The sequence below is a fragment of the Dietzia sp. Alg238-R159 genome, assembly GCF_900537145.1.
In the GTDB taxonomy this organism is placed as follows: Bacteria; Actinomycetota; Actinomycetes; order Mycobacteriales; family Mycobacteriaceae; genus Dietzia; species Dietzia kunjamensis.
This window is the reverse complement of the sequence record NZ_UNRI01000001.1, coordinates 528,623-552,581: the sequence shown is the minus strand read 5'-3', so window position 1 is coordinate 552,581 and position 23,959 is coordinate 528,623. Positions and strand designations below refer to the sequence as shown.

Annotated in this window: 23 protein-coding genes; 12 read left to right on the top strand and 11 right to left on the bottom strand. The window is 69.6% G+C overall.

The window, feature by feature from the left end; translation table 11 throughout:
- Positions 1-18: 18 nt before the first annotated feature.
- Positions 19-804: a vWA domain-containing protein gene (locus G6R20_RS02520; RefSeq protein WP_163375478.1), complete on the bottom strand. Its 786-nt coding sequence runs from the start codon at positions 802-804 to the stop codon at positions 19-21.
- Positions 805-1,061: 257 nt separating this feature from the next.
- On the opposite strand from G6R20_RS02520, the gene G6R20_RS02515 reads away from it, so the two are divergent.
- From G6R20_RS02515 to G6R20_RS02495, 5 genes are read left to right on the top strand one after another with little or no spacing between them, the layout of a single operon-like run.
- The gene (locus tag G6R20_RS02515; RefSeq protein ID WP_154828948.1) at positions 1,062-2,009 is read left to right on the top strand and encodes an enoyl-CoA hydratase; all 948 of its coding nucleotides are present in this window, start codon (positions 1,062-1,064) and stop codon (positions 2,007-2,009) included.
- 4 nt (positions 2,010-2,013) lie between these two features.
- Positions 2,014-3,183, top strand: coding sequence for an acyl-CoA dehydrogenase family protein (locus G6R20_RS02510; protein WP_163375477.1), 1,170 nt, complete (start codon positions 2,014-2,016; stop codon positions 3,181-3,183).
- 18 nt (positions 3,184-3,201) lie between these two features.
- Complete coding sequence (locus tag G6R20_RS02505) at positions 3,202-4,227, top strand: acyl-CoA dehydrogenase family protein (RefSeq protein ID WP_163375476.1); 1,026 nt, start codon at positions 3,202-3,204, stop codon at positions 4,225-4,227.
- Complete coding sequence (locus tag G6R20_RS02500) at positions 4,224-5,387, top strand: acyl-CoA dehydrogenase family protein (protein WP_163375475.1); 1,164 nt, start codon at positions 4,224-4,226, stop codon at positions 5,385-5,387. Before G6R20_RS02505 ends, G6R20_RS02500 begins: the two co-directional genes overlap by 4 nt.
- Positions 5,388-5,410: 23 nt before the next feature.
- On the top strand, positions 5,411-6,232 hold the full coding sequence (locus G6R20_RS02495) for an inositol monophosphatase family protein (RefSeq protein ID WP_163375474.1): 822 nt from the start codon (positions 5,411-5,413) through the stop codon (positions 6,230-6,232).
- On the opposite strand, the gene G6R20_RS02490 is transcribed toward G6R20_RS02495, so the two are convergent.
- Genes G6R20_RS02490 through hsaA form a run of 5 tightly spaced genes read right to left on the bottom strand, consistent with a single transcriptional unit; the run spans position 6,229 to position 11,357 of the window.
- On the bottom strand, positions 6,229-7,425 hold the full coding sequence (locus G6R20_RS02490; RefSeq protein WP_163375473.1) for a sulfotransferase: 1,197 nt from the start codon (positions 7,423-7,425) through the stop codon (positions 6,229-6,231). The two genes, G6R20_RS02495 and G6R20_RS02490, sit on opposite strands and share 4 nt — an antisense overlap.
- On the bottom strand, positions 7,422-8,606 hold the full coding sequence (locus G6R20_RS02485) for a hypothetical protein (RefSeq protein ID WP_163375472.1): 1,185 nt from the start codon (positions 8,604-8,606) through the stop codon (positions 7,422-7,424). The genes G6R20_RS02490 and G6R20_RS02485 overlap by 4 nt, the downstream gene beginning before the upstream one ends.
- Entirely contained in the window at positions 8,603-9,187 is a 585-nt protein-coding gene (hsaB, locus tag G6R20_RS02480; RefSeq protein ID WP_159147715.1) for a 3-hydroxy-9,10-secoandrosta-1,3,5(10)-triene-9,17-dione monooxygenase reductase subunit, read from the bottom strand. The genes G6R20_RS02485 and hsaB overlap by 4 nt, the downstream gene beginning before the upstream one ends.
- Before the next feature lie 60 nt (positions 9,188-9,247).
- The gene (gene hsaC, locus G6R20_RS02475; protein WP_154828961.1) at positions 9,248-10,150 is read right to left on the bottom strand and encodes an iron-dependent extradiol dioxygenase HsaC; all 903 of its coding nucleotides are present in this window, start codon (positions 10,148-10,150) and stop codon (positions 9,248-9,250) included.
- A 31-nt stretch (positions 10,151-10,181) separates the two neighbouring features.
- Positions 10,182-11,357, bottom strand: coding sequence for a 3-hydroxy-9,10-secoandrosta-1,3,5(10)-triene-9,17-dione monooxygenase oxygenase subunit (hsaA, locus tag G6R20_RS02470; RefSeq protein WP_119192656.1), 1,176 nt, complete (start codon positions 11,355-11,357; stop codon positions 10,182-10,184).
- Between the two features lie 187 nt (positions 11,358-11,544).
- On the opposite strand from hsaA, the gene G6R20_RS02465 reads away from it, so the two are divergent.
- The 4 genes from G6R20_RS02465 to G6R20_RS02450 all read left to right on the top strand — a co-directional run bounded on the left by G6R20_RS02465 (position 11,545) and on the right by G6R20_RS02450 (position 14,899).
- On the top strand, positions 11,545-12,768 hold the full coding sequence (locus G6R20_RS02465; protein ID WP_119192655.1) for a Rieske 2Fe-2S domain-containing protein: 1,224 nt from the start codon (positions 11,545-11,547) through the stop codon (positions 12,766-12,768).
- Positions 12,768-13,163, top strand: a complete 396-nt coding sequence (locus G6R20_RS02460; RefSeq protein ID WP_119192654.1) for a hypothetical protein — start codon at positions 12,768-12,770, stop codon at positions 13,161-13,163. Before G6R20_RS02465 ends, G6R20_RS02460 begins: the two co-directional genes overlap by 1 nt.
- Before the next feature lie 115 nt (positions 13,164-13,278).
- On the top strand, positions 13,279-14,340 hold the full coding sequence (locus tag G6R20_RS02455) for a ferredoxin--NADP reductase (protein ID WP_119192653.1): 1,062 nt from the start codon (positions 13,279-13,281) through the stop codon (positions 14,338-14,340).
- A gap of 40 nt (positions 14,341-14,380) precedes the next feature.
- Complete coding sequence (locus G6R20_RS02450; protein WP_119192652.1) at positions 14,381-14,899, top strand: flavodoxin domain-containing protein; 519 nt, start codon at positions 14,381-14,383, stop codon at positions 14,897-14,899.
- 60 nt (positions 14,900-14,959) lie between these two features.
- Here the strand turns inward: G6R20_RS02450 and dmpG are convergent, their stop codons facing one another.
- The 3 genes from dmpG to G6R20_RS02435 all read right to left on the bottom strand — a co-directional run bounded on the left by dmpG (position 14,960) and on the right by G6R20_RS02435 (position 18,584).
- A complete protein-coding gene (gene dmpG, locus G6R20_RS02445; RefSeq protein WP_159147725.1) occupies positions 14,960-16,024 on the bottom strand; it encodes a 4-hydroxy-2-oxovalerate aldolase in 1,065 nt (354 codons plus the stop codon).
- Positions 16,025-16,029: 5 nt separating this feature from the next.
- Positions 16,030-16,947, bottom strand: a complete 918-nt coding sequence (locus G6R20_RS02440; RefSeq protein WP_163375471.1) for an acetaldehyde dehydrogenase (acetylating) — start codon at positions 16,945-16,947, stop codon at positions 16,030-16,032.
- Between the two features lie 89 nt (positions 16,948-17,036).
- Complete coding sequence (locus G6R20_RS02435; protein ID WP_163375470.1) at positions 17,037-18,584, bottom strand: HNH endonuclease signature motif containing protein; 1,548 nt, start codon at positions 18,582-18,584, stop codon at positions 17,037-17,039.
- A gap of 113 nt (positions 18,585-18,697) precedes the next feature.
- Here G6R20_RS02435 and G6R20_RS02430 point away from each other — a divergent pair, with 113 nt between their 5' ends.
- Positions 18,698-19,462 carry an IclR family transcriptional regulator gene (locus G6R20_RS02430; protein ID WP_096906066.1) on the top strand — a complete coding sequence of 255 codons (765 nt, stop codon included), beginning with the start codon at positions 18,698-18,700 and terminating at the stop codon, positions 19,460-19,462.
- Here G6R20_RS02430 and G6R20_RS02425 read toward each other — a convergent pair.
- Complete coding sequence (locus G6R20_RS02425) at positions 19,459-20,244, bottom strand: 2-keto-4-pentenoate hydratase (RefSeq protein WP_159147564.1); 786 nt, start codon at positions 20,242-20,244, stop codon at positions 19,459-19,461. The two genes, G6R20_RS02430 and G6R20_RS02425, sit on opposite strands and share 4 nt — an antisense overlap.
- A gap of 51 nt (positions 20,245-20,295) precedes the next feature.
- Here G6R20_RS02425 and kstD point away from each other — a divergent pair, with 51 nt between their 5' ends.
- Both kstD and G6R20_RS02415 read left to right on the top strand, forming a co-directional pair.
- A complete protein-coding gene (gene kstD, locus G6R20_RS02420) occupies positions 20,296-22,026 on the top strand; it encodes a 3-oxosteroid 1-dehydrogenase (protein WP_096906068.1) in 1,731 nt (576 codons plus the stop codon).
- A 1-nt stretch (position 22,027) separates the two neighbouring features.
- Positions 22,028-22,888 (top strand): MaoC/PaaZ C-terminal domain-containing protein, encoded by an 861-nt coding sequence (locus tag G6R20_RS02415; RefSeq protein WP_096906069.1) that lies wholly within the window; start codon positions 22,028-22,030, stop codon positions 22,886-22,888.
- Between the two features lie 19 nt (positions 22,889-22,907).
- Here G6R20_RS02415 and G6R20_RS02410 read toward each other — a convergent pair whose 3' ends face one another.
- Positions 22,908-23,951, bottom strand: a complete 1,044-nt coding sequence (locus G6R20_RS02410; RefSeq protein ID WP_119192647.1) for an LLM class F420-dependent oxidoreductase — start codon at positions 23,949-23,951, stop codon at positions 22,908-22,910.
- Positions 23,952-23,959: the final 8 nt, after the last annotated feature.

The following is a 23,959-nucleotide window of genomic DNA, read 5'->3' as shown; positions in this document are numbered from 1 at the left end:
CCCCGGGCCGGCAACTACTCAGTTGCCCGCGCTGCCAAACAGATTCTCCAGCGAGCCCTCGAGTGAACCGAACAGGCCACCGTCGCCCTCGTCGATCACATCGACGGTGTCCTTGATCGCCTCCGCGATGTCCTCGATGTCCTCGACCGGGACCGTCGCTCCGCCGGTCTCCTCGGCGATCCTCGCGAACTGCGCGGTGAGTTCCCCGTCCGCCGAGACGACGAAGATCGGGACCCTGTTGCCGGTGGCCATCGGACTGACCGCGGCGGCCGCGACTGCGGCCGGGGCGCAGTACGGATTGTCGGTCGCGGTCCCGTTGGCCAGTGCGATGATGCGATCCGCAGTCAAGTCGGTGACCGGCTCCGGGTCCTTGGCGGGAGCGTCCCCGACCGCGATGATCGCCTTGACCGAGGACGAGTTCCAGGCCTGGCACAACGACAGGGCGATCCCGGAGTAGACCGACTCCGGCCAGTCCCCACCGCCGTCGACACCCAATCCGTCGAGGCCCCCGCGGAACGTGGGCAGGTTCGTCGTCAGATCGGTGACGGTCCGAGCCTGGAACGGATCGCCCGCGTCGCGGTACTCGACCAACCCGACCCGGGTGCCGGCCGACTCCGACGCCAGATCGGTCGCGAGATCGTCGACCGCGATCTTGGTCTGCTCGATGTAGGGGGCCATCGACCCCGTGGTGTCGATGGCGAACATGAGATCGCGGGCGCCGGATTGTGCCGCCGCGGTGGCGGTGACGCTGGTGAGGGTGGCGAGTGCGGCAGCGCTTGCTACCCGAAAGAGAGTGGTACGCATGGGCTTTGTCCTTCCTAGGACGTCTTCTCGAAGTCGCCCGAACGGGTCGTCCACCTCGAACGCTAGGCCCGTCACACCGGGTCGTCTGTCGTACGAATCTATGATTTTCCTCATAACATGCGTCAAACTCTTGTCGCCTCCTGCGGTTGATGCTAGGGCCGCAAAGTTGGCGAATGCCGCCGGACCGCAGTGGTGGTCGACAGGGTTCGATGTAGACTCCCAACCAAGCACTTGCTAGGTAAGGAGAGACCCAGGTCATGACCGATGCACCCATCCCCCCGGTCCTCGGGGTCGACGACCTCGGGCCGGACACGCAGCCCGTGGCCTACGAGGTCACCGACGGCACCGCGTACGTCACCCTCAACCGACCGGACTTCCGCAACGCGCAGAACTCGGTGATGACGTACTCGCTGGACAACGCGTTCATCAAGGCCGTCGAGGACGATGCGGTCAAGGTGATCGTCCTGCGGGCCAACGGCAGGCACTTCTCGGCGGGCCACGACATCGGCACGCCCGAGCGCGACCACCACGTCCGGTACCCCAACCGCGCAGCGCTCTGGTGGGACCACACCACCCGCGGCGGCGGCGACCGGCGCCTGGCCCGCGAGAGCGAGGTCTACGTCCAGATGTGCCGCCGGTGGCGGGAGATCCCCAAGCCGATGATCGCCCAGGTACACGGCGCGTGCATCGCCGGCGGGCTCATGCTGGCGTGGATCTGCGACTTCATCGTGGCCTCCGACGACGCCTTCTTCTCCGACCCCGTGGTGAAGATGGGCATCCCCGGCGTCGAGTACTTCGCCCACGCCTTCGTGCTGGGCCCGCGCCGCGCCAAGGAGATCCTCTACACCGGTCGTAGGTTCGGCGCCGCCGAGGCGCTGGAGTGGGGAATGCTCAACCACGTCGTGCCCCGCGAGGAGCTGCAGGCCAAGGTCGACTCGATCGCCGAGGAGATCAAGGCCATGCCGGCGTTCGGTCTGACGCTGGCCAAGAAGGTCATCAACTCGAACGAGGACCAGATGGGGTTGCAGACCTCCCTGGACACCGCATTCGGCTGGCACATGTTCGCGCACTCCGCCAACGCCGAGCCGGACGACACCGACTCGTTCTCCGCCTCCCTGGGCGGTATGGACGCGCGCTCGATGCGCGACAGCGCGAACACCGGCTCGACGGGCGGCGCCGCCCCGACCGGCGAGAAGAAGGACTGACGCCGTGGATCTGGATCTGGACGCATCGACCCGCGAGTTCCGGCTCGAGGTGCGGCAGTGGCTCGAGGCCAACGTGCCCACCGAGCCGCTGCCCCACATGGACACCCGCGAGGGCTTCGACGCCCACCGCCGGTGGGAGGCGACGATGGCAGACGCCCGCATGTCGGTCGTGTCGTGGCCGGAGGAGTTCGGCGGCCGCGACTGCGGGCTGGTCAACTGGGTAGTCTTCGAGGAGGAGTACTTCCGCGCCGGAGCCCCGCTGCGGGTGAGCCAGAACGGCATCTTCCTGCTGGCCCCGACCCTGTTCGACCACGCCTCCCCCGAGCAGCTGGCCCACATCATGCCGCGCATGGCCCGGGCAGACGACATCTGGGCGCAGGCCTGGTCCGAGCCCGAGGCCGGCTCCGACCTGGCGTCACTGCGCTCGACCGCCAAGCGCGTCGACGGCGGCTGGGTCCTCAACGGGCAGAAGGTGTGGTCCACCCGCGCGTCGTTCGCCGACAAGGGCTTCGGCCTGTTCCGCACGGACCCGGACGAACCCCGCCACAAGGGCCTGACCTACTTCATGTTCGACCTGCGGGCCGAGGGCGTCACCGTGCGCCCGATCGATCAGCTCGACGGGCTGCCGGGCTTCGCCGAACTGTTCCTCGAGGACGTCTTCGTGCCCGACGACCCGGCGAACCCCGCCGAGTCCGGCGTGATCGGCGAGGTCAACCAGGGCTGGAAGGTGGCCATGTCCACCGCCAACAACGAGCGAGGCCTGTCGCTGCGCTCCCCCGGACGGTTCCTCGCCACGACCGACCGGCTGCTCGACCTGTGGGGCACCGCCGAGGCCGACCTCGACGACCGCACCCGTGGGTCCCTGGCGGACCGCGTCGTGGACGCGTGGATCGGGTCGCGCGCCTACGAACTGAGCACCTGGAACACGGTCACGAAACTCACCGGCGGCGCCAACCTCGGTTTCGAGTCCTCGATCAACAAGGTCTTCTGGTCGGACTGGGACATCGCGACCCACGAGACCGCCCTGGACGTCCTCGGCACCGCCGGCGAGCTTGCCGGTGAGCAGTGGATGGACGGCTACCTGTTCGCCCTCGCCGGCCCCATCTACGCGGGCACCAACGAGGTCCAGAAGAACATCATCGCCGAGCGACTCCTCGGCCTCCCGCGCGGCTGAGAAGGCGGTTTTCTGAACATGCAGTTCGCACTCGATCCCGAGATTATCGACTTCGCCGGCAGCATCGACTCCCTGCTGGCCAAGTCCGACATGCCCGCGGTGATCCGCTCGTGGGCCGCCGGTGACACGGCCCCCGGCACCGCCGTGTGGGGCCGCGTCGCCGAGACGGGCGCCGCCGCCCTGCTCATCGACGAGGCCGCCGGCGGCGCCGGCGCCACCGCGGTCGAGGCCGTGGCCGCGCTCGAGGTCCTGGGCCGCCACGCGGTGCCGGGTCCCGTCGTGGAGACCGTCATGGTGGCGCCCCGTATCGCCGCCGCCCTCGGCGGGGACTCCGACGCCGGGGACGTGGCCGGGGAGATCGCCGGCGGGGCGCTGGCCTCCGTCGCCGCGCCCGGGGTCTCCCCGTTCGCCCCCGACGCCCACGTCGCCGGGTACCTGTGGGTCGTCGACGACGACGAGGTGTTCACCGCCTCCGCCGGCGAGACCCGTCGGTCGGTCGACCGGGCCCGCACGGTGGCCACCCCCACCATGGGTGCCCGCGCGGCCGCGGTGAGCACGACCGACCTCGTCAACCACGGCGCCCTCGGCACCGCGGCCCAGCTCCAGGGCCTCGGGCAGGCCATGCTCACGATGAGCGTCGACTACGCCACGCAGCGCAAGCAGTACGGCAAGCTCATCGGCGAGTACCAGGCTCTCAAGCACCAGCTCGCCGAGGTCGCGATCGCGCTGGAGATGGCCCGCCCGCTGCTGTGGGCCGGCGCGCTGGCGATCGCCGAGAACCCCGGCGACCCCGACGCCGCGGTCCGCGACGTCTCCGCCGCCCGCGTGGCCGTGGCGGACGCCGCCTACCTGGCCGCCCGCACGGCACTGCAGGTGCACGGCGCGATCGGCTACACGCTGGAGCACGACCTGGGCCTGTGGCTGACCAAGACCCGCGCCCTGCAGACGGCGTGGGGCACCCAGAGCTACCACCGCGGTCGGGTGCTGGACTCACTGCGCGGCGGCGTTGCCGGGGCCGCGGGGGCCGCGGGGGCCACCCGGTGACCGCGCCCGCCACCCCGGCGACCGCCACCCCCGGTGTCGATACCGAGGAGCAGGCCGCGTTGCGGCAGTCCGTGGCCGCGCTGCTGGAGAAGAAGTCCGACTCCGCGGCCGTGCGCGCCGCGTTCTCCTCCGACGACGGGTACGACCCCGCACTGTGGGCGACGCTGGTCGACCAGATCGGGGCCGCCGCCCTGTCGATCCCCGAGGAGCACGACGGCGCCGGGGCCACCTGGCTGGAGACCCACCTGGTGTGCGAGGAGCTGGGCCGGCGGCTCACGCCGTCGCCGATGCTCGGCTCGGCCGTCCTCGCCGCCCAGGCCGTGCTGGCCACCGGCGACGACGCGGCGTGCGCACGCCTCCTGCCCGGCATCGCCGCCGGCGAGCAGGCCGCACTGTGCTGGGCCGGGCTCGACGGCTGGGCCACCCCGGGAGTCCGGGCGCAGGTCACCGACGCCGACGTTGCGACCCTGAACGGCACCGCCCACCACGTGCTCGGCGCGGATACCGCCACCACGCTGCTCGTCGTGGCGGTCGCCGGAGACGAGGTCGGCCTGTTCGAGTTGCCCGCCGACGCGGCCGGCGTCACCGTGACCCGCGTGCCGGTGATGGACCCCACCCGCACCCTGGCACGCGTGGAGTTCGACGGGGCCGCGGCCACCGCGATCCCCACCCGTCCGAGCTTCCTGTCCCGCCTGCGCGCCGCCGGGTGGGCCGCACTGTCGGCCGAGCAGGTCGGTGCCGCCCGCGCCGTGCTGGACGCCACCGTGCAGTACACGCAGGAGCGCAAGCAGTTCGGCCGGGTCATCGGGTCGTTCCAGGCGCTCAAGCACCGGATGGCCGACATGTACGTCAAGGTCGAGACCGCCCGGTCGCTGTCCTACTCCGCCGCCGCCTCCGTCGCCGAGGCACAGGGGCTCGGCGACGGGCCCGCCGCCGACGAGGCTGCCTACGCCGCGGAGATCGAGGCCGCTGCGGCCAAGGTCTACTGTTCCGAGGCCCTGCAGTGGATCGCCGGGGAGTCGATCCAGCTCCACGGGGGCGTCGGCATCACCTGGGAGTACGACGCCCACCTGTACTTCAAGCGGGCACACGGGACCGCGCAACTGCTCGGACAACCGCACGAACTCCTCGCCGCTCTGGAGGTCGCGGCGGGCCTGTAGCCGGGGCCACTAGAATCAGCCACATGAGCCCCTTCCCCGCGCACGGACGGACCAACGACCAGCGGTCGGCCGAGGACCTCGCGGCCCAGGCCGGTCGCCTGCTCACCGACCTGCGGGTCTCACGGGTGGCGCCGGAGGATCTCGGTGCGTTCGCGGAGGCCGAGGCACAGTCCGTCATCATCGACCGGCTGGCCGTGGCGAGGCCCGGCGACCTCGTCTTCGGCGAGTGGGACCCCGACTCCCGCGCCCGGTTGGAGGCCGACCGCGTGTGGTTCATCGATCCCCTCGACGGGGTGCGCTCCTACGTGACCGAGGGCCGTCCCGACTGGGCCGTCCACGTGGCGCTGTGGGAGAAGGACCCCGAGGGGGTCGGGGGTATCACCGCGTGCGCGATCGCGATGCCCGCCTACGGTCGGGTCCTCACGGGACGCGGCGCCACCACCTATCAGCCCACGTCGATCATCCGCGGCCCCCGGCCCGGACCGCTGGTGCCGCCCCGCGAGGACGACCGCCTGCGCATCGCCGTCTCCGAGGCCGAGCCGCCCGCGTTCGCCGAGGAACTCGCCGAGGAGCTCGACGCCTCCCTGGTCCACCTCGGATCCGGCGGCGGCAAGACCGCCACCGTGCTCGAGGGCGAGTGCGACGCGTACATCCACACCAGCGGCCATCACCAGTGGGACTCCGCTGCGACAGTCGGCGTGGTGCAGCAGCGCGGTCTGCACGCCAGCGCACTGGACGGCTCCGAACTGATCTACAACACCGAGCAGATCGAGTTCCCGGACCTGCTGGTGTGCACGCAGGACGTGGCCGAGACGATCATCGACGCGGTCCGCCGGTACCTCTAGCGCTCCAGGCCGCGGTAGCCGGCGAACCGCTCCGCGATCAGGTCCTCGCTGAGCCCGTAGTCGGCGAGCGTGTAGCGGTGCGCGGGGGCGCGGTCGCCGGACAGGCTCTTGTCGTTCTCGGCCACCACGGCCGCGCGCACGTCCTCCGGAAGCTCAGCGCCGACGGCGGCGTAGACGCGCTCCACCACGCCGGCCGGGTCGGCCAGCAGTTCATGGTGGTCGACGTCGACGAACGTCGCCCGTGACTTCGGGTCCGCCTCGTGCCGCGCGCGGGCGGCGTCGAAGGTCTCGACGCCCCGCGCCCAGAAGTCCAACTGTGACTCACCTATGTACTCCGGGGTGAACCGCGTGGACCATTCCGCGGCGGTCTTGTGCGCGAGCGAGCACATCGACGCCATTGACTTGCGCGGATCGCGATGCGTCTGCACCACGACCGCGTCGGGGTAGACCTCGAGCAACGCGTCGAGGGCGAACAGGTGACTCGGGTTCTTGAGCACCCAGCGTCGCTCGGGATCATTCGCCCCGATGAGCTGGAGGTTCCGCTTGTGCCGCCGGTACGCGGGCACCCAGTCGGCGCCGGCCAGCCACTGCGAGTAGCCGTCGAGCCGGGCCAGGCACTCGTACGACGCCGACGTGAGCGACTGCCGCAGCAACTGCCAGCACTCCTCGAGGTCGTCCGCGGAGATGTAGTGCACGCCGCCGTAGTCGGGGTTCTCCGCCATGAAGCCGGAGTACAGGTCCCGTAGACCGACGTAGGCGGGGTCGTCCTCCCACTTCTCGCGCGGCGGCCGCGGCTGCGGCACCTCGGTCAACCACAGTTCGAGCCCCTGGTTGGCGGGGTCCGCGCCCAGGAGCCGGTGCAGCGCCGTGGTGCCGGTGCGGGGCAACCCGGTGACGACGACGGGCCGCTCGATCGCCACCTCCGGCCCGGCCGGGTCCGCTGAGAATCCCGCGTTCGCCAGCAACCGGGCGGTGAGCGCGCTCTTGAGGACCGACCGCCAGTACTTGCTGCCGGCCGGGGTCAGGCCCGCGTCGGAGTGCAGGGAGTCCAGCAGGATCCCCAGCGCCTCACGGTGCCCGTCCTCGCCGTCGGCGAAGTCCTCGAGTCCGACCGTGCGCGAGGCACTGGCGTGCAGGTCCTCGACGGTGCCGACATGCACACGGTCCGTGTCGCCTCCGGCCGAGACGGTCATGAGAGCCCCCTCCGGGCGAACGCGTCCTGACGGGCGGCGATCCGCTCGCGCCACTGCCCCGGCGTCACCCGCAACTCCTCGTACCCGGGCACCTCGTCGGCGAGCCGCTCGAACGGCACCACCTTCACGGTGGGGCCCAGCTCCGGTGTGATGGGATCTCCCACCCGCTGCCAACGGAACTGCATGATGCCCTCGCGGCGGCCCAGCGTCTCGACCCAGTTGGCCAGCCCCGGGTCGCGCCCGGAGACCACCAGATGGATCAGTCCGTCGGAGGTGACGTGCGCCTGGTCGGCGGTGAGACTGGTCTGGTGGTGCACGTACTCCAGCGAGGCGTACCACATGCTGCCCAGCTGGAAGCCCTGGTAGGGCACCCCGGCGACGGGCACAGAGATCACCATGGCCTCCTCCGGACCGAGCTCGAAGACGCCCGCGGACGAGAACTGCGTGGTGAGCCCACCCGGCGTCTGCCGCGGTTCGTTCAGCGTGTTGCGGGCCTGGTCGCCGAAGAACCACTCCGGGAACGCCAGCCACGTCCGCAGCCGCCCGACGAGCGCCTCGGCGAGTTTGGCGTAGAACTTCTCCTGCCCGGCGAGCGTCACCGGCTCCGGTGCGGTGCCGACCGTGTCGAGTCTGCGGATGATCGCCGACCCGGCCTCCTCACGGCTCCAGTCGGAGTACACCTCGCGGACCGCGATCATGGACGATCCCGGGTGGAGCACCACGTAGCCGGCGTCGCCCTCGTCGTCGTCGTACCTCGCCGGTCCCAATCGGAAGCGATACCGGCCGTCGGCGTCGATCTCCAAGGCACGGTCGTCGAACGCCGCGTGCGACGCGGCGCGCTCGTCGGCCGAATACGTCCCGGCCATGACCTGGAACGACAGGTCCGCGGTGGTACCGCGCCGACCCTCGATCTCGTACTCGGCGCCGTCGGTGAGGTTGGCGTAGAAGTACAGCGTGTCCGGGTTGTCCAGGCCCATCTTGGTGTACGGGCCCGTGGCCTGGAACAGCTGTGGGTGACTTCGCCCGCGGTGCTGGCCGGTCTCGATGGCCCCCCGGATGGTCCCCAGCAGGTAGTCCAGGCCCTCCGCGACGTCCTCCTCGGTGTGGACGTGCGGCGCCGAGCGGATGATCTCCTCCGCCTCCGCCAGCGCACCCGCCAGCGGTCCCGTCACGCCGCTCACAGCCACGTGTAGGAGTCGGCGGAGGTGATGAAGTTCTCCAGCTCCTCCTGCTCGGGCGTCGGATCGACCACGTCCTCCTCGATGCTGAGGTAGGCACCGCGGTAGAACAGCAGCGGGCGGATGTCGCGCTTGGTCGGGCCGAGGTTGTCGACCCGTCCCAGCACGATCCAGTGATCGCCGCCGTCGAGGACCTGGTCGATCTCGCAGTCCAACCACGCCATGACGCCGTCGATCACCGGCGACCCCAGCGGGCTGGGCGACCAGTCGATCTGCGCGAACTTGTCGTCACCGCGGCGGCCGAACGTCGAGGAGACGTCCTCCTGGTCCTCGGACAGGATGTTCACCACGAACCGTCCCGCCTTCTCGATCCCCTTCCACGAACCCGAGGTCTTCATCGGGCAGAACAGCACCAACGGCGGCTCGAGCGACAGGGCCGAGAACGACTGGCAGGCGAAACCCACCGGCTTGTCGTCCTCGACAGCGGTGATGACGGTGATCCCCGTACAGAACTGTCCCAGTGCGTCACGCAGTTCACGGCTGCTGAAGGACTGGCCCTCCGGGCTCTCGTCGGTGCTGCTCATGTGGGTCGTCCTCCCTGGACTTTCGGCTCGTGAACTGTCTGCAAGGCCCAGCCTAGGCGGCTACTTGAACCCGACGGAGAAGTCGTGACCCCACAGGCTCACGGCCGTCGACTCACGCGCCACCCATTTCTCGTCGTCCTCGACCTGCACGCCCTCACAGCCGTACTCGCAGTCGAAGCCTCCGGGCGTCTTCATGTAGAAGCTCAGCATCTTGTCGTTGACGTGCCGGCCGAGCGAGGCCGACATCCTCACCTTCTTACGCGTCGCCCGGTCCAGCGCCAGCCCCACGTCGTCCGCGGTACCGACCTCGACCATCAGGTGGATGATCCCGGTCGGGTTGGGGAACGGGGTGAACGCCAGCGAGTGGTGCCGCGGGTTGCAGCCGAGGAACCGCAGCCACGCGGGCTCGCCGTCGGCCGGTCGGCCCACGATCTCCGGCGGCAGGCTCATCGAGTCACGCAGCGTGAACCCCAGGACGTCACGGTAGAACTCGAGCGCCGCGGTCTCGTCCGGGGTGGACAGGACGATGTGGCCCGCACCCTGGTCGCCGGTGACGAACTCGTGCCCGTACGGCGTCGGGATGCGACGGTGCTGCAGCGCGATGGTGTGGTAGATCTCCAGCGTGAACCCGGCCGGGTCCTGACAGGTGATCAGCCCCCGCACCTTGCGGTCGCGCGCCACCTCGGCCGGGGCGTCCTCCCAGGGCACACCGGCCGCGTCGAGGCGCCGCTTGACGTCCTCGAACTCGCCCTCGTTCGCACACTCCCAGCCCACCGCGGAGAGCGTGTCCTCCTCGCCGGGGACGATGATCCACCGGTGCGGATGATCGTCCATGCGGAAGTAGAGCGACTCGGGATCATCGCCCGATCCCACCACGAAACCCAGCACCTTCGTGCCGTACTCGTGCCAGGCGGCCATGTCCGTGGCGAAGACCCGGACATACCCGAAATTGCTGATCGCCATAATTGCCAGTCCTTTCGATCCGTGAGGCGGATCAGACCATCGAGTCGGTGACCTTTTCGCCGAACTCGTTCTGCCCATACATGATGTACGCCTTGGTGGCCTCGTTGGCGGCGTGGACCCGCCCGGCGTTGGCATCCCGCCAGAATCGCTGGATCGGCGAGGTCTCCTCCAGGGCGCGGGCCCCGGAGTTCTGGAACAGCAGACCGATGGCGTCGATCGACCGCTGCGTGGCCCGGACCTGGTCGCGGCGGGCGCGCGTGCGGAGCTCCATGTCCGGGTACCCGCCGGCGGTGATGATGTCCTGCTCCTCGCGCACGTTGCGCATGAGCTGCAGCCACGCCGCGTCGATGTCACCGGCCGCCTCGGCCAGGCGCACCTTGGCGAACGGATCGTCCTTGACCGCGGTGCCGAACGCGGCGCGCACGCGCTCACGCTGGTGCCCGCGGTGCACCTCGTAGCAGCCGAACGCCATGCCGACGATCGGCGTCGAGATGGTGGTGGGGTGGATGGTGCCCCACGGCATCTTGTAGATGGGGTTGGTGTTGACCTCGAGCCCGGGGCTCTTGGTGGCCGCCATGAGACCGAAGGACAGTACGCGGTGCTCCGGGATGAGTGCGTCCTTGACCAGGATGTCGTTGGAGCCGGTGCCCTTGAGCCCGGCGACGTGCCAGACATCGAGGATCTCGTACTGGGACTTCTCGACCAGGAACGTGCAGAAGTCGACCATCTTGCCGTTGTCGTCGAGCACCGGGCCGCCCACGAAGACCCAGTCGGCGTGGTCGGAACCCGAGGACCAGGACCACTTGCCGTTGAGCACCAACCCGTCGGCGGTCTTCTTCGCCGCACCCATCGGCGCGTACGAGGACGAGATCCGCACCGTCGGGTCCTCGCCCCACACGTCCTCCTGCGCCTGCTGCGGGAAGAGCGCGAGGTGCCAGTTGTGGATACCGAGGATGCTCGCGCACCACCCGGTGGACGGGCACGCCGTCGCGATGGTCTTGACAGCGGTGTAGAAGGTCTCCATGTCCGCCTCGTACCCGCCCCACTGGGCTGGCTGGCACAGCTTGAAGAAGCCGGCCTCGTCGAGTTCCGCGATGTTCTGGGGATGGACCTTGCGCAGGTCCTCCGTCTCCTGGGCCCGCTCGGCGAAACCGGGCAGCAGAGCCGTGATGCGGTCGATGACCTCGTGGGAGGCGTACTCGCTCATGTGAACCTCTCTGGCGTTCGTGGGGGTGATGCGGACTAGACTAGAACACGTTACAGTTTTGCACCAGGCAACCGCCGCCGAGCAAGAGCTTCTGGCACCCTGTGCCAGCACTTACGCACCCTGGTTGTGGCCTGCCCGCCCATTCTATAACCTGTTCTCATCCGGCTCACGCCCCTCAGGAGGAATCATGACCGCACCCGGCTCAGCCCCCGGAGCCGTCCGCGAGATCGATACCGGCAAGGCCCGGGATCGATATGCACGCGGCTGGCACTGCATCGGCACCGTCAAGGAGTTCTCCGACGGCAAGCCCCACTCCATCCACGCCTTCGGCACCAAACTCGTGGTGTGGGCCGACGACGAGGGCGAGATCAAGGTCCTCGACGCGTACTGCCGCCACCTGGGCGGCGACCTGTCCGACGGCTCGATCAAGGACGGCAACATCGCGTGCCCGTTCCACGACTGGCGCTGGGGTGGCGACGGCAAGTGCAAGGGCATCCCCTACGCCAAGCGCGTTCCCCTGCGCGCCAAGACCCGCGCGTGGATCACCAACGTCCAGTCCGGCCAGGTCTTCGTCTGGCACGACCACGAGGGCAACCCGCCCCTCGAGGAGGACGCCATCCCGGTGATCGCCGAGTACGACACCGGTGAGTGGACCGACTGGGAGTGGAACCGCCTCGTCATCGAGGGCTCCAACTGCATGGAGATCGTCGACAACGTCGTCGACATGGCCCACTTCTACTACATCCACTTCGCGTTCCCGACGTACTTCAAGAACGTCTTCGAGGGCCAGACGGCGACCCAGTACCTCAACACCAAGGGCCGTCCGGACCACGACCCGTCCGGCGGCAAGTACGGCGACACCCTCCTGGAGTCCGAGGCCTCGTACTTCGGCCCCGCGTACATGATCAACCCCCTCAAGCAGATGTACGGCGACTTCGTCACCGACGCGATCCTCATCAACTGCCACTACCCGATCGACCAGAACTCGTTCGTGCTCATGTACGGACTCTCGGTGAAGAAGCCGCAGGGCTTCGACGACGAGACGTCGGCGAAGATGGCGGCGAAGATCGCGACCTTCTTCGGCGAGGGCTTCCTCCAGGACGTCCGGATCTGGCAGCGCAAGTCCTCGATCGCCAACCCCCTCCTCTGCGAGGAGGACGGCCCCGTCTACCAGCTCCGCCGCTGGTACGAGCAGTTCTACGTGGACCGCGACAAGGTCGAGCCCGAGATGCAGGAGCGTTTCGAGTTCGAGGTCGACACCACCGCGGCCAACCAGTACTGGGAGAGCGAGGTCGCCGAGAACATGCGCAAGCAGGCGGCGGGCGAGGCGGAGATCTCCGACGAGCAGACCCAGTACACCGGCATGGCCGAGGTCGCCGGCGAGGCGGGCGCGGCCCCGTCGAAGAACTGATGTTCAAGAAGAACGATTCGCGGCGCGCGCCCACCTGGGACGAGACCGACCCGGCGCGCGCCGCGCGGCTCCACGAGTACACCGACCTGGATCGCGAGACCTACACGCGGGCCGGCTTCCAGCCCGTCGAGTGCCGCAGGTGTGGCACCAGCGTGGCCGTGCGCAAGAACAGCGAGAAGCACACCTCGATCCAGTGGACGGAGGGCGGCGACCGCAACTGCCCCGTCCTCAACGAGTGGCGCGAGGGTGGTGCACGGCCCGATGGCGAGGACACGTGCCCCCGGATGCTCGCGAGCATCCGCTACGCCTACGCCGAGGGTCTGCTGACCATCGCCGAGGGCGTCGACCCGGCCGACGACGAGCACATGGTGAACCCGCTCTACGTCCCCGAGTAACACCCCGACGGCCGGCGACTTCCCCGAGGCGAGAACAGCCCGGAGGAGGTCGCCGTCGTCTGGGACAGTGCACTGAAACCCGTCCGCGCGTATCCAAGCGATAGGCTCCCGATCCATGACCGAAACTCCCCCGCTCGGCTCCTTCGTGCGCGAGCTCACGATCGCCGAGGTGATCGAGGAGACCGCCGACGCCAAGTCGATCGTCTTCGATATCCCCGCCGGCTGCGAGGACGACTTCCGGTACACCCCCGGACAGTTCCTCACCCTGCGAGTCCCCAGTGAGCGGACCGGATCCGTCGCGCGCTGCTACTCCCTGTCGAGCTCCCCCACCGAGGACGCCCGGCTCAAGGTGACCGTCAAGCGCACGATCGACGGATACGGGTCCAACTGGCTGTGCGACAACGTCGAGGCCGGTATGAGCATGCACGTGCTCGCCCCGTCCGGCATCTTCACGCCCAAGAATCTCGACCAGGACTTCATCCTCCTGGCCGCGGGTTCGGGCGTGACCCCCGTGATGTCGATCCTCAAGTCGGCCCTCGCCCAGGGCACCGGCCACATCGTCATGGTCTATGCGAACCGCGACGAGAAGTCGGTCATCTTCAAGGACGAGCTGCAGAAGCTCCAGCGGGAGAACCCGGACCGCCTCACCGTTCTCCACTGGCTCGAGTCGGTCTCCGGCATCCCCACCGCGGAGATGATCGGCAACCTGCTCCAGCCCGTCGCGACCAAGCGACACTCCTACATCTGCGGTCCGGCGCCGTTCATGGAGACCGTCAAGGACGGGCTCCGCCGCTCGGGCGCCGACATGCACCTCATCCACACCGAGGTGTTCTCCTCGATCGAGGGCGACCCGTTCGCCGAGATCGTCATCGACGAGTCGGCCGACGAGGACGGCGCAGGCCCGGCGACCGCGATCGTCGAACTCGACGACGAGGTCCACGAGGTCTCCTGGCCCCGCAAGACCCCGCTCCTCGACGTCCTGCTCTCCAAGGGGATCAAGGCACCGTTCTCCTGCCGGAAGGGCGAGTGCTCGGCGTGCGCCTGCATCCTCAAGTCCGGCGAGGTCGAGATGATGCACAACGGGATCCTCGACCCCGAGGAAGTGGAAGAGGGATACGTCCTGAGCTGCCAACTCCTCCCCAAGACCGACCGCGTCGAGGTGTCGTACTCCGAGTGAGCCCGCTCGGAATCGAGCCGGGGCTGGCAGACTCGGTGGCGTGACCAGCCCCGTCGTCGCCTTCACCTCCAGGTACGGCTCCACCCGGCGCTACGCCACCGCGCTCGGGAGGCGACTCGGCACGCCCGCGGTCGAGCTCGCCGACCTCGCCCCCGCATCCGACGCCGACCCGCTGATCCTGCTCGCGCCCGTCTACGCGACCCGGATCCTCGGGCGACGTCGGATCATCCGGGCGATCCGCTCGGCTCCCGGGAGGGTCGCCCTCGTCGTCGTCGCGATCTCCCCCGCGGACGACCCCGGGCGCGGCTCCCTCTCAGCCCGCCTGATCACCGCCACCGGCCGGGCCGTCACCACCTTCCACGTCCGAGGGGATCTCGACCCCGCCCGGCTCAACTGGGTCGACCGCACCCTCATGGCCGCGCTCCGCCGCCAGTTGCGCAGGACCCCCGACACGCCCGCCGCGCGGATGCTGTTGTCCGGCGAGCCCCTGCACTTCGTCGACGAGACGGCCCTCGACCCGGTCGTGGCCTGGGCGGACGGCGGCGACACCGCCCCCTGAACCGCCAGCAGCCGCGCATTCCGGGGGTCATCCGGGGCGCGCGGCTGCAGGCCGGGAGGATCAGGCGTTCGCACGCTCCTTCTGGATCTCCAGCGCGATGTCGATGAGCTGGTCCTCCTGGCCGCCCACGAGTCGACGCTCACCGGCGCGGAGGAGGATCTCCGAGGCCGGCACGTCGTACCGCTGCGCGTGGCCCTCGGCGTGCTTCATGAAAGACGAGTAGCAGCCGGCGTAGCCGAGCATCATGGCCTGGCGGTCGACGACGCACTCGCTCGGCATGAGCGGACGCACCACGTCCTCCGCGGCGTCGGCGATCTTGAAGAAGTCGACGCCGGTGGTGATGCCGAGCTTGTCGCACACGCCGACCAGTGCCTCGACGGGCGTGTTGCCCGCGCCGGCGCCGAACCGACGGGTGGAGCCGTCGATTTGCTGGGCGCCCGCGCGGATGGCCATGATGGAGTTGCCCACGCCGATGTCGAGGTTCTCGTGGCCGTGGAAGCCGACCTGGGCGTCGTCACCGAGCTCGGCGACGAGAGCCGAGACGCGGTCGGAGACCTGGTCCATCACCAGGGCGCCGGCGGAGTCGACGATGTAGACGCACTGGCAGCCGGCGTCGGCCATGATCCGCGCCTGCCCCGCCAGCACCTCGGGCGGCTGGGTGTGCGCCATCATGAGGAAGCCGACGGTCTCCAGGCCGAGGTCGCGCGCGTACCCGAAGTGCTGGATGGAGACGTCGGCCTCCGTGCAGTGGGTGGCCACGCGGCAGATCGACCCGCCGTTGTCCCGGGCCTGGAGGATGTCGTCCTTGATACCCAGGCCGGGCAGCGTGAGGAACGCGATCTTGGCCTGCTTTGCGGTCTCGGCCGCGACCTTGATGAGGTCCTGGTCGTACGACTTGGCGAAGCCGTAGTTGAAGGAGGCGCCGCCGAGGCCGTCGCCGTGGGTGACCTCGATGACCGGGACGCCGGCGCCGTCGAGCGCGGCGACGACGTTGCGAACGTCCTCGACGGAGAACTGGTGCCGCTTGTGGTGCGAACCGTCGCGGAGCGAGGAGTCGGTGATGCGGATGTCGAGCTCGGCGCTATAGGCGCGGGCGTGGGCGTTGTGCGGGTTGGTCGTATCCATGTCTGTCACACTCCGAGCTTGGTCTTGGCGATATCCTCGCCGACCTTGGTGGCGGCGGCGGTCATGATGTCGAGGTTGCCGGCGTACGGCGGCAGGAAGTCTCCGGCGCCCTCGACCTCGACGAAGATCGCGACGCGGGCCATACCGCCGGTGATCTCGGTGGGAGGGTCGAACTGCGGCTCCTGGAGTAGGCGGTAACCCGGCACGTACTCCTGGATCTCCTTCTCCCGCGTGCGGATGGCGGTGGTGATGAGGTCGTGGTCCGCATCCTCGGGGATGGCGCAGAAGATCGTGTCGCGCATGATCATCGGCGGCTCGGCCGGGTTGAGGATGATGATGGCCTTGCCGCGCTTGGCGCCGCCGACCTGCTCGATCGCCAACTTGGTGGTCTCGGTGAACTCGTCGATGTTGGCGCGGGTGCCCGGGCCGGCCGACTCGGAGGACACGGAGGCGACGATCTCGGCGTATACCACGGGCACAACCGAGGACACGGCGTGGACCATCGGGATGGTGGCCTGGCCGCCGCAGGTGACCATGTTGTGGTTGGGGGCGTCGACGTGCTCGTGGAGGTTCGCCGGCGGGATGACCATCGGGCCGACCGCGGCCGGGGTGAGGTCGATGGCGATGATGCCGGCCTCTTCGTACTTGGGCGCGTAGGCCTTGTGCACGTACGCGCTGGTGGCCTCGAACAGCAGGTCGGGCTTCTCGCCACCGGCCTCGATGGAGGTGAGCAGTTCGTCGGCGCCGCCCGCCATGCAGGTGAGGCCGTGGTCGGCGGCGCGCTTCATGCCCTCGGACTCGGCGTCGATGCCGATCATCCATTTGGGCTCGATGTACTCGCTGCGCTCGAGCTTGTACATGAGGTCGGCTCCGATGTTGCCGGACCCCACGATCGCGGCGGTGAGCTTGGTCTTGTCTGTCATGACGGAAGTGTCGCGCGGGCGGGCTCGCGGGACAACAGGTTGTGCCACTCAGTGAAATCGCGGCACTCCAGGGCGGTGCACGCCGGCACTCAGGCCGGCCGTGCGCGCGCCCGGGCCGCGCCCGGAGGGTTCGTGAGGTGACCGTCTGCGCTGATGAGCCGGTCGGCGAAGGCGTTCCACTCGCGTTCCCGTATGGCGTCGCGCGCACGGGCCAAGGGGCCCTTGGGTCTGGTGCGGTGTTGGTGTCCGGTGTCGGTGAGGATGATCAGTTCGCCGAGTGGGCCGGGCCTGTAGGCGTTGGTCCCGAACGTCTTCTCCCGGTGGTGTTTCCGACACAGGCAGACGAGGTTCCACTCGGTGGTCGGCCCGCCGAGTTCGGGATCCTTCGTGTTGAACGCGATCACATGGTCCACGTCACAGTCCTCCGCGGGAACCGAACACCCCGGATGTCGGCAGGTGCCGTCGCGCATGCGGATGCGCTCCGCCATCGCGGGGGTGATCAGGTAGCGCAGGGCGTGTTCCGGGGAGTCGAGCACGCCGGGGGCGGGGTCGACGAGTTCGAACCGCACGCGTGCGTCGGCGCCCTCCAGCAACTGCTGGCACAACCAGGAGTAACTGCTGTATGCGCCGTGCACGAATTCCACGCGGTTGGGCAGCCCCTGCGCGGCCGCGGCGATCACGCTCACCCGGATCGGCCGGCCGGCTGCGGCGGCGTTACCGAGCGACGGCCTGGGCATGTCCGCACCCACGGTGACCTCACCCAGCTCGATCGATCCGTCGTCCCCCGGGCCGGAGTCCGTCCCGCCGGCGTCGGCGGGCGCCGGGGCCGGGGCGGGCGCCGGGGCGTACACGGCGAGGGAGGCGAGAGCGTCGGCACGCAGCTGATCCAGCGTGCCGGGCACCCCGTCTCCGGAGGCAGCGCGGGCGTCGGTCTCGATACGTCCCCGCAGCAACTCCGCATCGGCCAGAGGCAGCTTCGCCCACATCGAGGCCATCCCGTCCCGGCCCGACCGGAACCGGACCGTACGCGTGAGCGCCGCCCGGGCCCGGGCATCCTCGGCGCCCTCCGGGTCGAGCCGGCCGACGGCCTCATCGATCCGGCCGTCCACCGAATTGCGAGTCGGCCGGTCACCGCCGTCCAGGTCGTCGACGATGCCCGCCACGACCTCGTCCTCCACGTCCGAGACGATCGAGTCGGGCACCTCGGCCAGCTTGCAGGCGATGTCGATGGCGAGCTGCTCGGGAACGACCCCGCGCTCCACCGAGGCCCGCAGTCGCGCGAGCCGCGAATGGATCTGGACCCCGGCGGTGACCAGACGCGCGGCGTGCCAGCACGTGAGCTGACAGGCCGCCACGAGATGGTCACGAGCCCTGGATTGCGGGTCCAACCGTGCGTATGCCGAACGTGCACGAGCACCGCTCCCGGCGACCCCTTCGGTGCGGTCGACGCCCGTGCCGACCTCATCCGCCCGGGACATCTGCTCGACCAGGGCCGCTGCCGCCTCCAGCCGGGTCGCACCTGCCCGGTTCTGCGCCAGGGTCGCGGCCCGTGCCGCCTCGCTCACCTCCGTCGAGTCGAGCCCGCCCAGGGATTCCGGAACCGCGAACAGTGACTTCGTCGTCGACAATTCCCCCACCCCCCTCGCGCTCGATTTAGAACTTGTGTTCGACAGTACGGCACTGCAGGCGTTAGCGCAAGCGTTCGATCCGCCCGGCCTCCGGTGTCCGACCCGCGCGCTACACTCACCGCATGACCGAGCCCCCCTCTTCTCCCGTCGACCGCGCCTTCGAGGTGCTACGCGTGACGGCGGGCGGGACAGGGATGACGCTCAGTGAGATCGCGCGCGAGACCGGGCTGGCCAAGTCCACGACGCTGCGCCTCCTGGCCGCGCTCGAGCGCAACGACGCGGTGACGAGGATCGGGCAGCGCTACCGGCTGGGGCCGTTGGTGCACGAGCTGGACCCGATCCCGGTCTCGCCGGCGTACGAGCGGATCCGCCGGGTGCTCACACCGTTTCTCGCGCACCTCTTCGAGGCCACGCGCGCGACCGTTCACCTGGCCACCCTGCACGGCGACGAGGTGGTCTACCTCAACAAGTTGCACGGGCCGCGGCCGATCCCGTCGCCGTCGCGGATCGGCGGCGGCCTGCCGGCGTACTGCACAGGGGTGGGAAAGGCGATGCTGGCGTTCGACGAGGCAGCGGCCGAGCGCGTGGCGCAGGAGCCGTTGGTCGAGTGGACGGACACCACTGTGACCTCCCCCGACGCCCTGGCGGTGGAGCTCGCCGAGATACGACGGAGGAGACGCGCGATCGACCGCGCCGAGCTCACGCCCGGCCTGTACTGCGTGGCGGCGCCGGTGTTCGACGACGACGACGAGGAGCGCGCAGGCGGGACGCGGGCCGTCGCCGCGTTGTCCGCCAGCGCGGCGGACGAGAGCGCGCTGGCCCGGCTCGAGCCGCTGGTCACCCGCGTCGCCGCGGCGGCCGGTCGCGCGCTGGCCGCGGACGGTTAGCGGAAGTCCATGGTGACGTCGCCAAGCCCGGCGAACTCGGCGCGGAAGCTGTCGCCCGGGGCGGCGTCCATCGCGCGGATCGCGGTGCCCGGCAGGATCACGTCACCCTTGCGCAGACGGACACCGAACTTGGCGACCGTCGACGCGAGCCACCCGACCGAGTTGAGCGGGTTACCGAGCACCGCGTCGGAACGCCCGGACGCGAGGAACTCGCCGTTCTTGTAGAGGGTCGCGTCGATCGCCGCGACGTCGATGTCCGCGAGCCGGACCCGCTGCTCGCCCACCACGTAGCCACACGACGAGGCGTTGTCCGCGATCGTGTCGGGCAGTGTGATCTTCCAGTCCCGGATGCGGGAGTCGATCAACTCGATCGAGGGGACGACCCACTCGATCGCCGCGGCGGCCTCCTCCTGGGAACATCCCTCCGGCGGGATGTCGGCGCCCAGGATGAAGCCGACCTCCACCTCGACCCGCGGGAAGCAGAACCGGGCCGCCTCGATCGCGGTGCCCTCGGGGTATTCCATCGTGTCGAGCAGATGCCCGTAGTCGGGCTCGTCGACGCCCATCATCTCCTGCATCACCTTGGACGCCAGGCCCACCTTGTGGCCGGTCACCACCGCGCCGGCATCGAGCCTGCGGCGGATGTTGACCAGCTGGATCTCGAAGGCGTCGTCCGGGGTCATGCCAGGATGGTCGTCGGTCAGCGGCGCGATCGGCGCGACGTCCGACTCGGCGTCCCAGAGTCGCTGGGCAAGTGTGGCGCGGGTCTCCTCGTTGAGCATGAGGGGGATGCTACCTGGGCCGTCTGGCGCCACGGCGCTCAGTTCTATAACGTGTTCTACATGGCAGACCAGGAATTCGACGTCGTCGTCGTCGGCAGCGGTGGAGCAGGCATGACGGCCGCCCTCGCTGCAGCAAAGAAGGGCCTCAGCGTGGTCCTCGTAGAGAAGGCCCCGCACTACGGAGGCTCCACCGCGCGCTCCGGCGGCGGCGTGTGGATCCCTAACAACTCCGTGCTCCGACGCGACGGCGTCCTGGACACCCCGGAGGCGGCCCGCACGTACCTCCGCTCGATCATCGGCGACGCGGTGGAGCCCGAGAAGATCGACACCTACGTCGACCGCGGTCCCGAGGTCCTGGACTTCGTCCTCGCCAACAGCCCCCTGCGGTTGGAGTGGGTCAAGGACTACTCCGACTACTACCCCGAGGCTCCCGGTGGGCGTCTCGGCGGCCGGTCCGTCGAGCCCAAGCCGTTCGACCTCCGCCAGCTCGGGTCCGAGGCCGACAAGCTGGAGCCGGGCTACGCCAAGGCGCCGGTCAACATGGTGGTGATGCAGTCCGACTACCGCTGGCTCAACCTCCTCCAGCGTCCGCACACCAAGGGCATCAGGCGTTCGATCCGGGTCGCCCTCCGGATGTTCCTCGCCAAGGCGCGCGGGCAGAACTCGGTGGGGATGGGTCGCGCGCTCATCGCCGCGATGCGCAAGGGCCTGCTCGACGCCGGCGTTCCGGTGTGGCTCGAGACCCCCATGACCGGCCTGGTCACCGAGGGTTCGGGCACCCAGGAGCGCGTCGTGGGCATCACCGTCACCCGCGGCGGCGAGGAGGTGACCCTCCGTGCGCGACTCGGCGTGGTGATCGGGTCCGGTGGCTTCGAGCACAACCAGGAGATGCGCGACAAGTACCAGCGTCAGCCCATCCCCACCTCGTGGACGGTCGGGGCCGCGGCCAACACCGGTGAGGGCATCGAGTACATGGAGAAGACCGGCGCCTCACTGTCCTTCATGGAGGACGCTTGGTGGGGTCCGACGATCCTGCTGCCGCGCGGCCCCTGGTTCGCGCTGGCCGAGCGCTCGCTGCCGTGCTCGTTCATGGTCAACTCCCGTGGTGAGCGGTTCATGAACGAGTCGCTGCCCTACGTCGAGGCCGGCCACAAGATGTACGGAGGCGAGTTCGGGCAGGCGCCCGCCGGGCAGGAGGGAACCCCCGGCGAGAACGTCCCGGCCTGGATCATCTTCGACCAGGAGTACAAGAACCGGTACCTCTTCGCCGGCCTCCAGGCCAAGCAGCCGCTGCCCCGGAAGTGGCTCGAGACGGAGAACTTCCACAAGGCGGACACCCTCGCCGAGCTCGCCGGCCTCATCGGCGTGCCGGCGGAGGCGCTCGAGCGGACCGCCGAGAAGTTCAACGGCTTCGCCGCCAAGGGCGTCGACGAGGACTTCAGCCGCGGCGAGTCGGGGTACGACCACTACTACGGCGACCCGACCAACAAGCCCAACCCGAGCCTCGGCCCGGTCCGCAAGGCGCCGTTCTACGCCGCCAAGATGGTCCCGGGCGACCTCGGCACCAAGGGCGGTGCGAACACCGACGTCCACGGCCGGGTCCTGCGCGAGGACGGCTCCGTGATCGAGGGACTCTACGCCGCGGGCAACGCCTCCTCGCCGGTCATGGGCCACACCTACGCCGGCCCGGGCGCCACCATCGGCCCCGCGATGGTCTTCGGCTACCTCGCCGTGGAGAACATGCTGGCCTCCGCCCCCACCACCGCCAAGACAGGAGTCTGACGTGCCGATCGACCTCGACAAGGCCCTCGGGGCCGAGCTGCCCTCGCAGGAGTTCTCCTGGACCGCCTCCGACGTGGCGCTCTACGCCCTGTCCGTGGGCGCGGCCGCCGACCCGATGGACACCACCGGTCTGGAGTACGTTCACGACACGGCGCCCAAGGTGCTGCCGTCGTTCGCCACCGTCGCCGCGACGATGAACGTCACCGAGGCCCCCCGCGTGTCCTTCCCGGGCGTGGAGATCGACCTGGCCAAAGTTGTCCACGGCAGCCAGTCGGTGAGACTGCACCGGCCCATCCCGGCGGCCGGAACGGCGACGACGACGACGACGATCGCCGAGATCCAGGACAAGGGCTCGGCCGCGGTGATCATCCAGGAGTCCGAGACGGTCTCCGCCGACGGTGAGAAGCTGTGGACCTCGCGCTCGGGCATCTTCGCCCGGGGCGAGGGTGGCTTCGGCGGCGATCGCGGGACCTCCGAGAAGGTCGAGTACCCCGAGCGGGAGGCCGACCACACGATCGAGGTGGCCACGCTCCCCCAGCAGGCGCTGTTCTACCGCCTCTGCGGCGACCGCAACCCGCTGCACTCCGATCCCGCGTTCGCCGAGGCGGCCGGGTTCCCCCGCCCGATCCTCCACGGCCTGTGCTCGTACGGCCTGGTCCTGCGGGCGGTCGTGGATCAGGTGCTCGGCGGCGACGTGGCGCGCGTCGGCGGCTACGGAGTCACCTTCGGCGGAATCTTCTTCCCCGGCGAGACCATGCGCATCCGGGTGTGGGAGGAGGGCTCGCGACTGCTCGTGGCGGCGACCGTCGCCGAGCGCGACGACGCCCCCGTGCTGAAGAACGTGGTGGTCGACCTCGCCTGACCGGCGCTGGTGGAGCGGCTCAGCAGAGCTCGCGGAACTGCTCCACCAGCCGGAGGCGACCCGGGGCGTCGAGCGCCATCGGGGTGACGGTGAGTGTGGTGGCGCCGGCCTCGCGGAACGCCTCGACGCGCTCGGCCACGTACCCCGCCGGGCCGATGAGAGAGACCGAACGGACCAGTTCGTCGGGCACGGCCGCGGCGGCCTCGTCTTTCTTGCCGTCCAGGTAGAGGTCCTGGATACGGGCGGCCTCGGCCTCGTAGCCGTAGCGGCAGGCGAGCTCGTTGTAGAAGTTCTTGCCGCGCGCACCCATGCCGCCGATGTAGAGGGCCAGGTGCGGGCGCACGAAGTCCAGGTACCCGGGGACCTCGTTCTCCTCGCAGATCGCCAGCGCGGGCCCCGCGTAGACCTCGAGCTCGCCCAGTGACGGATCGCGCTTCTCCCGGCCCCTGGCCAACGCGTCACCCCACGCCACATCCGCCTTCTCGGGATGGAAGAAGATCGGCTGCCAGCCGTTCGCGATCTCGGCCGCGAGCTCGACGTTCTTGGGGCCCAGGGCGGCGAGGATGATCGGGATGTCCTCGCGCACCGGGTGGTTGATGAGCTTGAGCGGCTTGCCCAGGCCGGTGCCCTGATCGGCGGGCAGGGGGATCTGGTACTTCTTGCCGTCGTGGACGACCTTCTCTCGGCGCCACACCTTCCGGCAGATCTCGATGATCTCGCGCGTGCGGGCCAGTGGCGCGTCGTACTTCACGCCGTGGAAACCCTCGACGACCTGCGGTCCGGAGGCGCCCAGACCGAGGGTGAAGCGACCGTCTGAGACGTAGTCCAGGCCCGCCGCGGTCATCGCGGTGAGCGTGGGCGTGCGGGTGTAGATCTGCAGGATGCCCGAGGCCAGCTCCATGGTGGACGTCTTGGCCGCGAGGTAGCCGAGCTGGCTGACCGCGTCGAACGAGTAGGCCTCGGGGACGAACGCGATGTCCAGTCCCGCCCGCTCGAGGTCGGCGGCCTCCGCGGCCGTCTCGGCGAATCCGCCGCTGTAGTTGAGAGCCATTCCGATGCGCATGCGCGCAA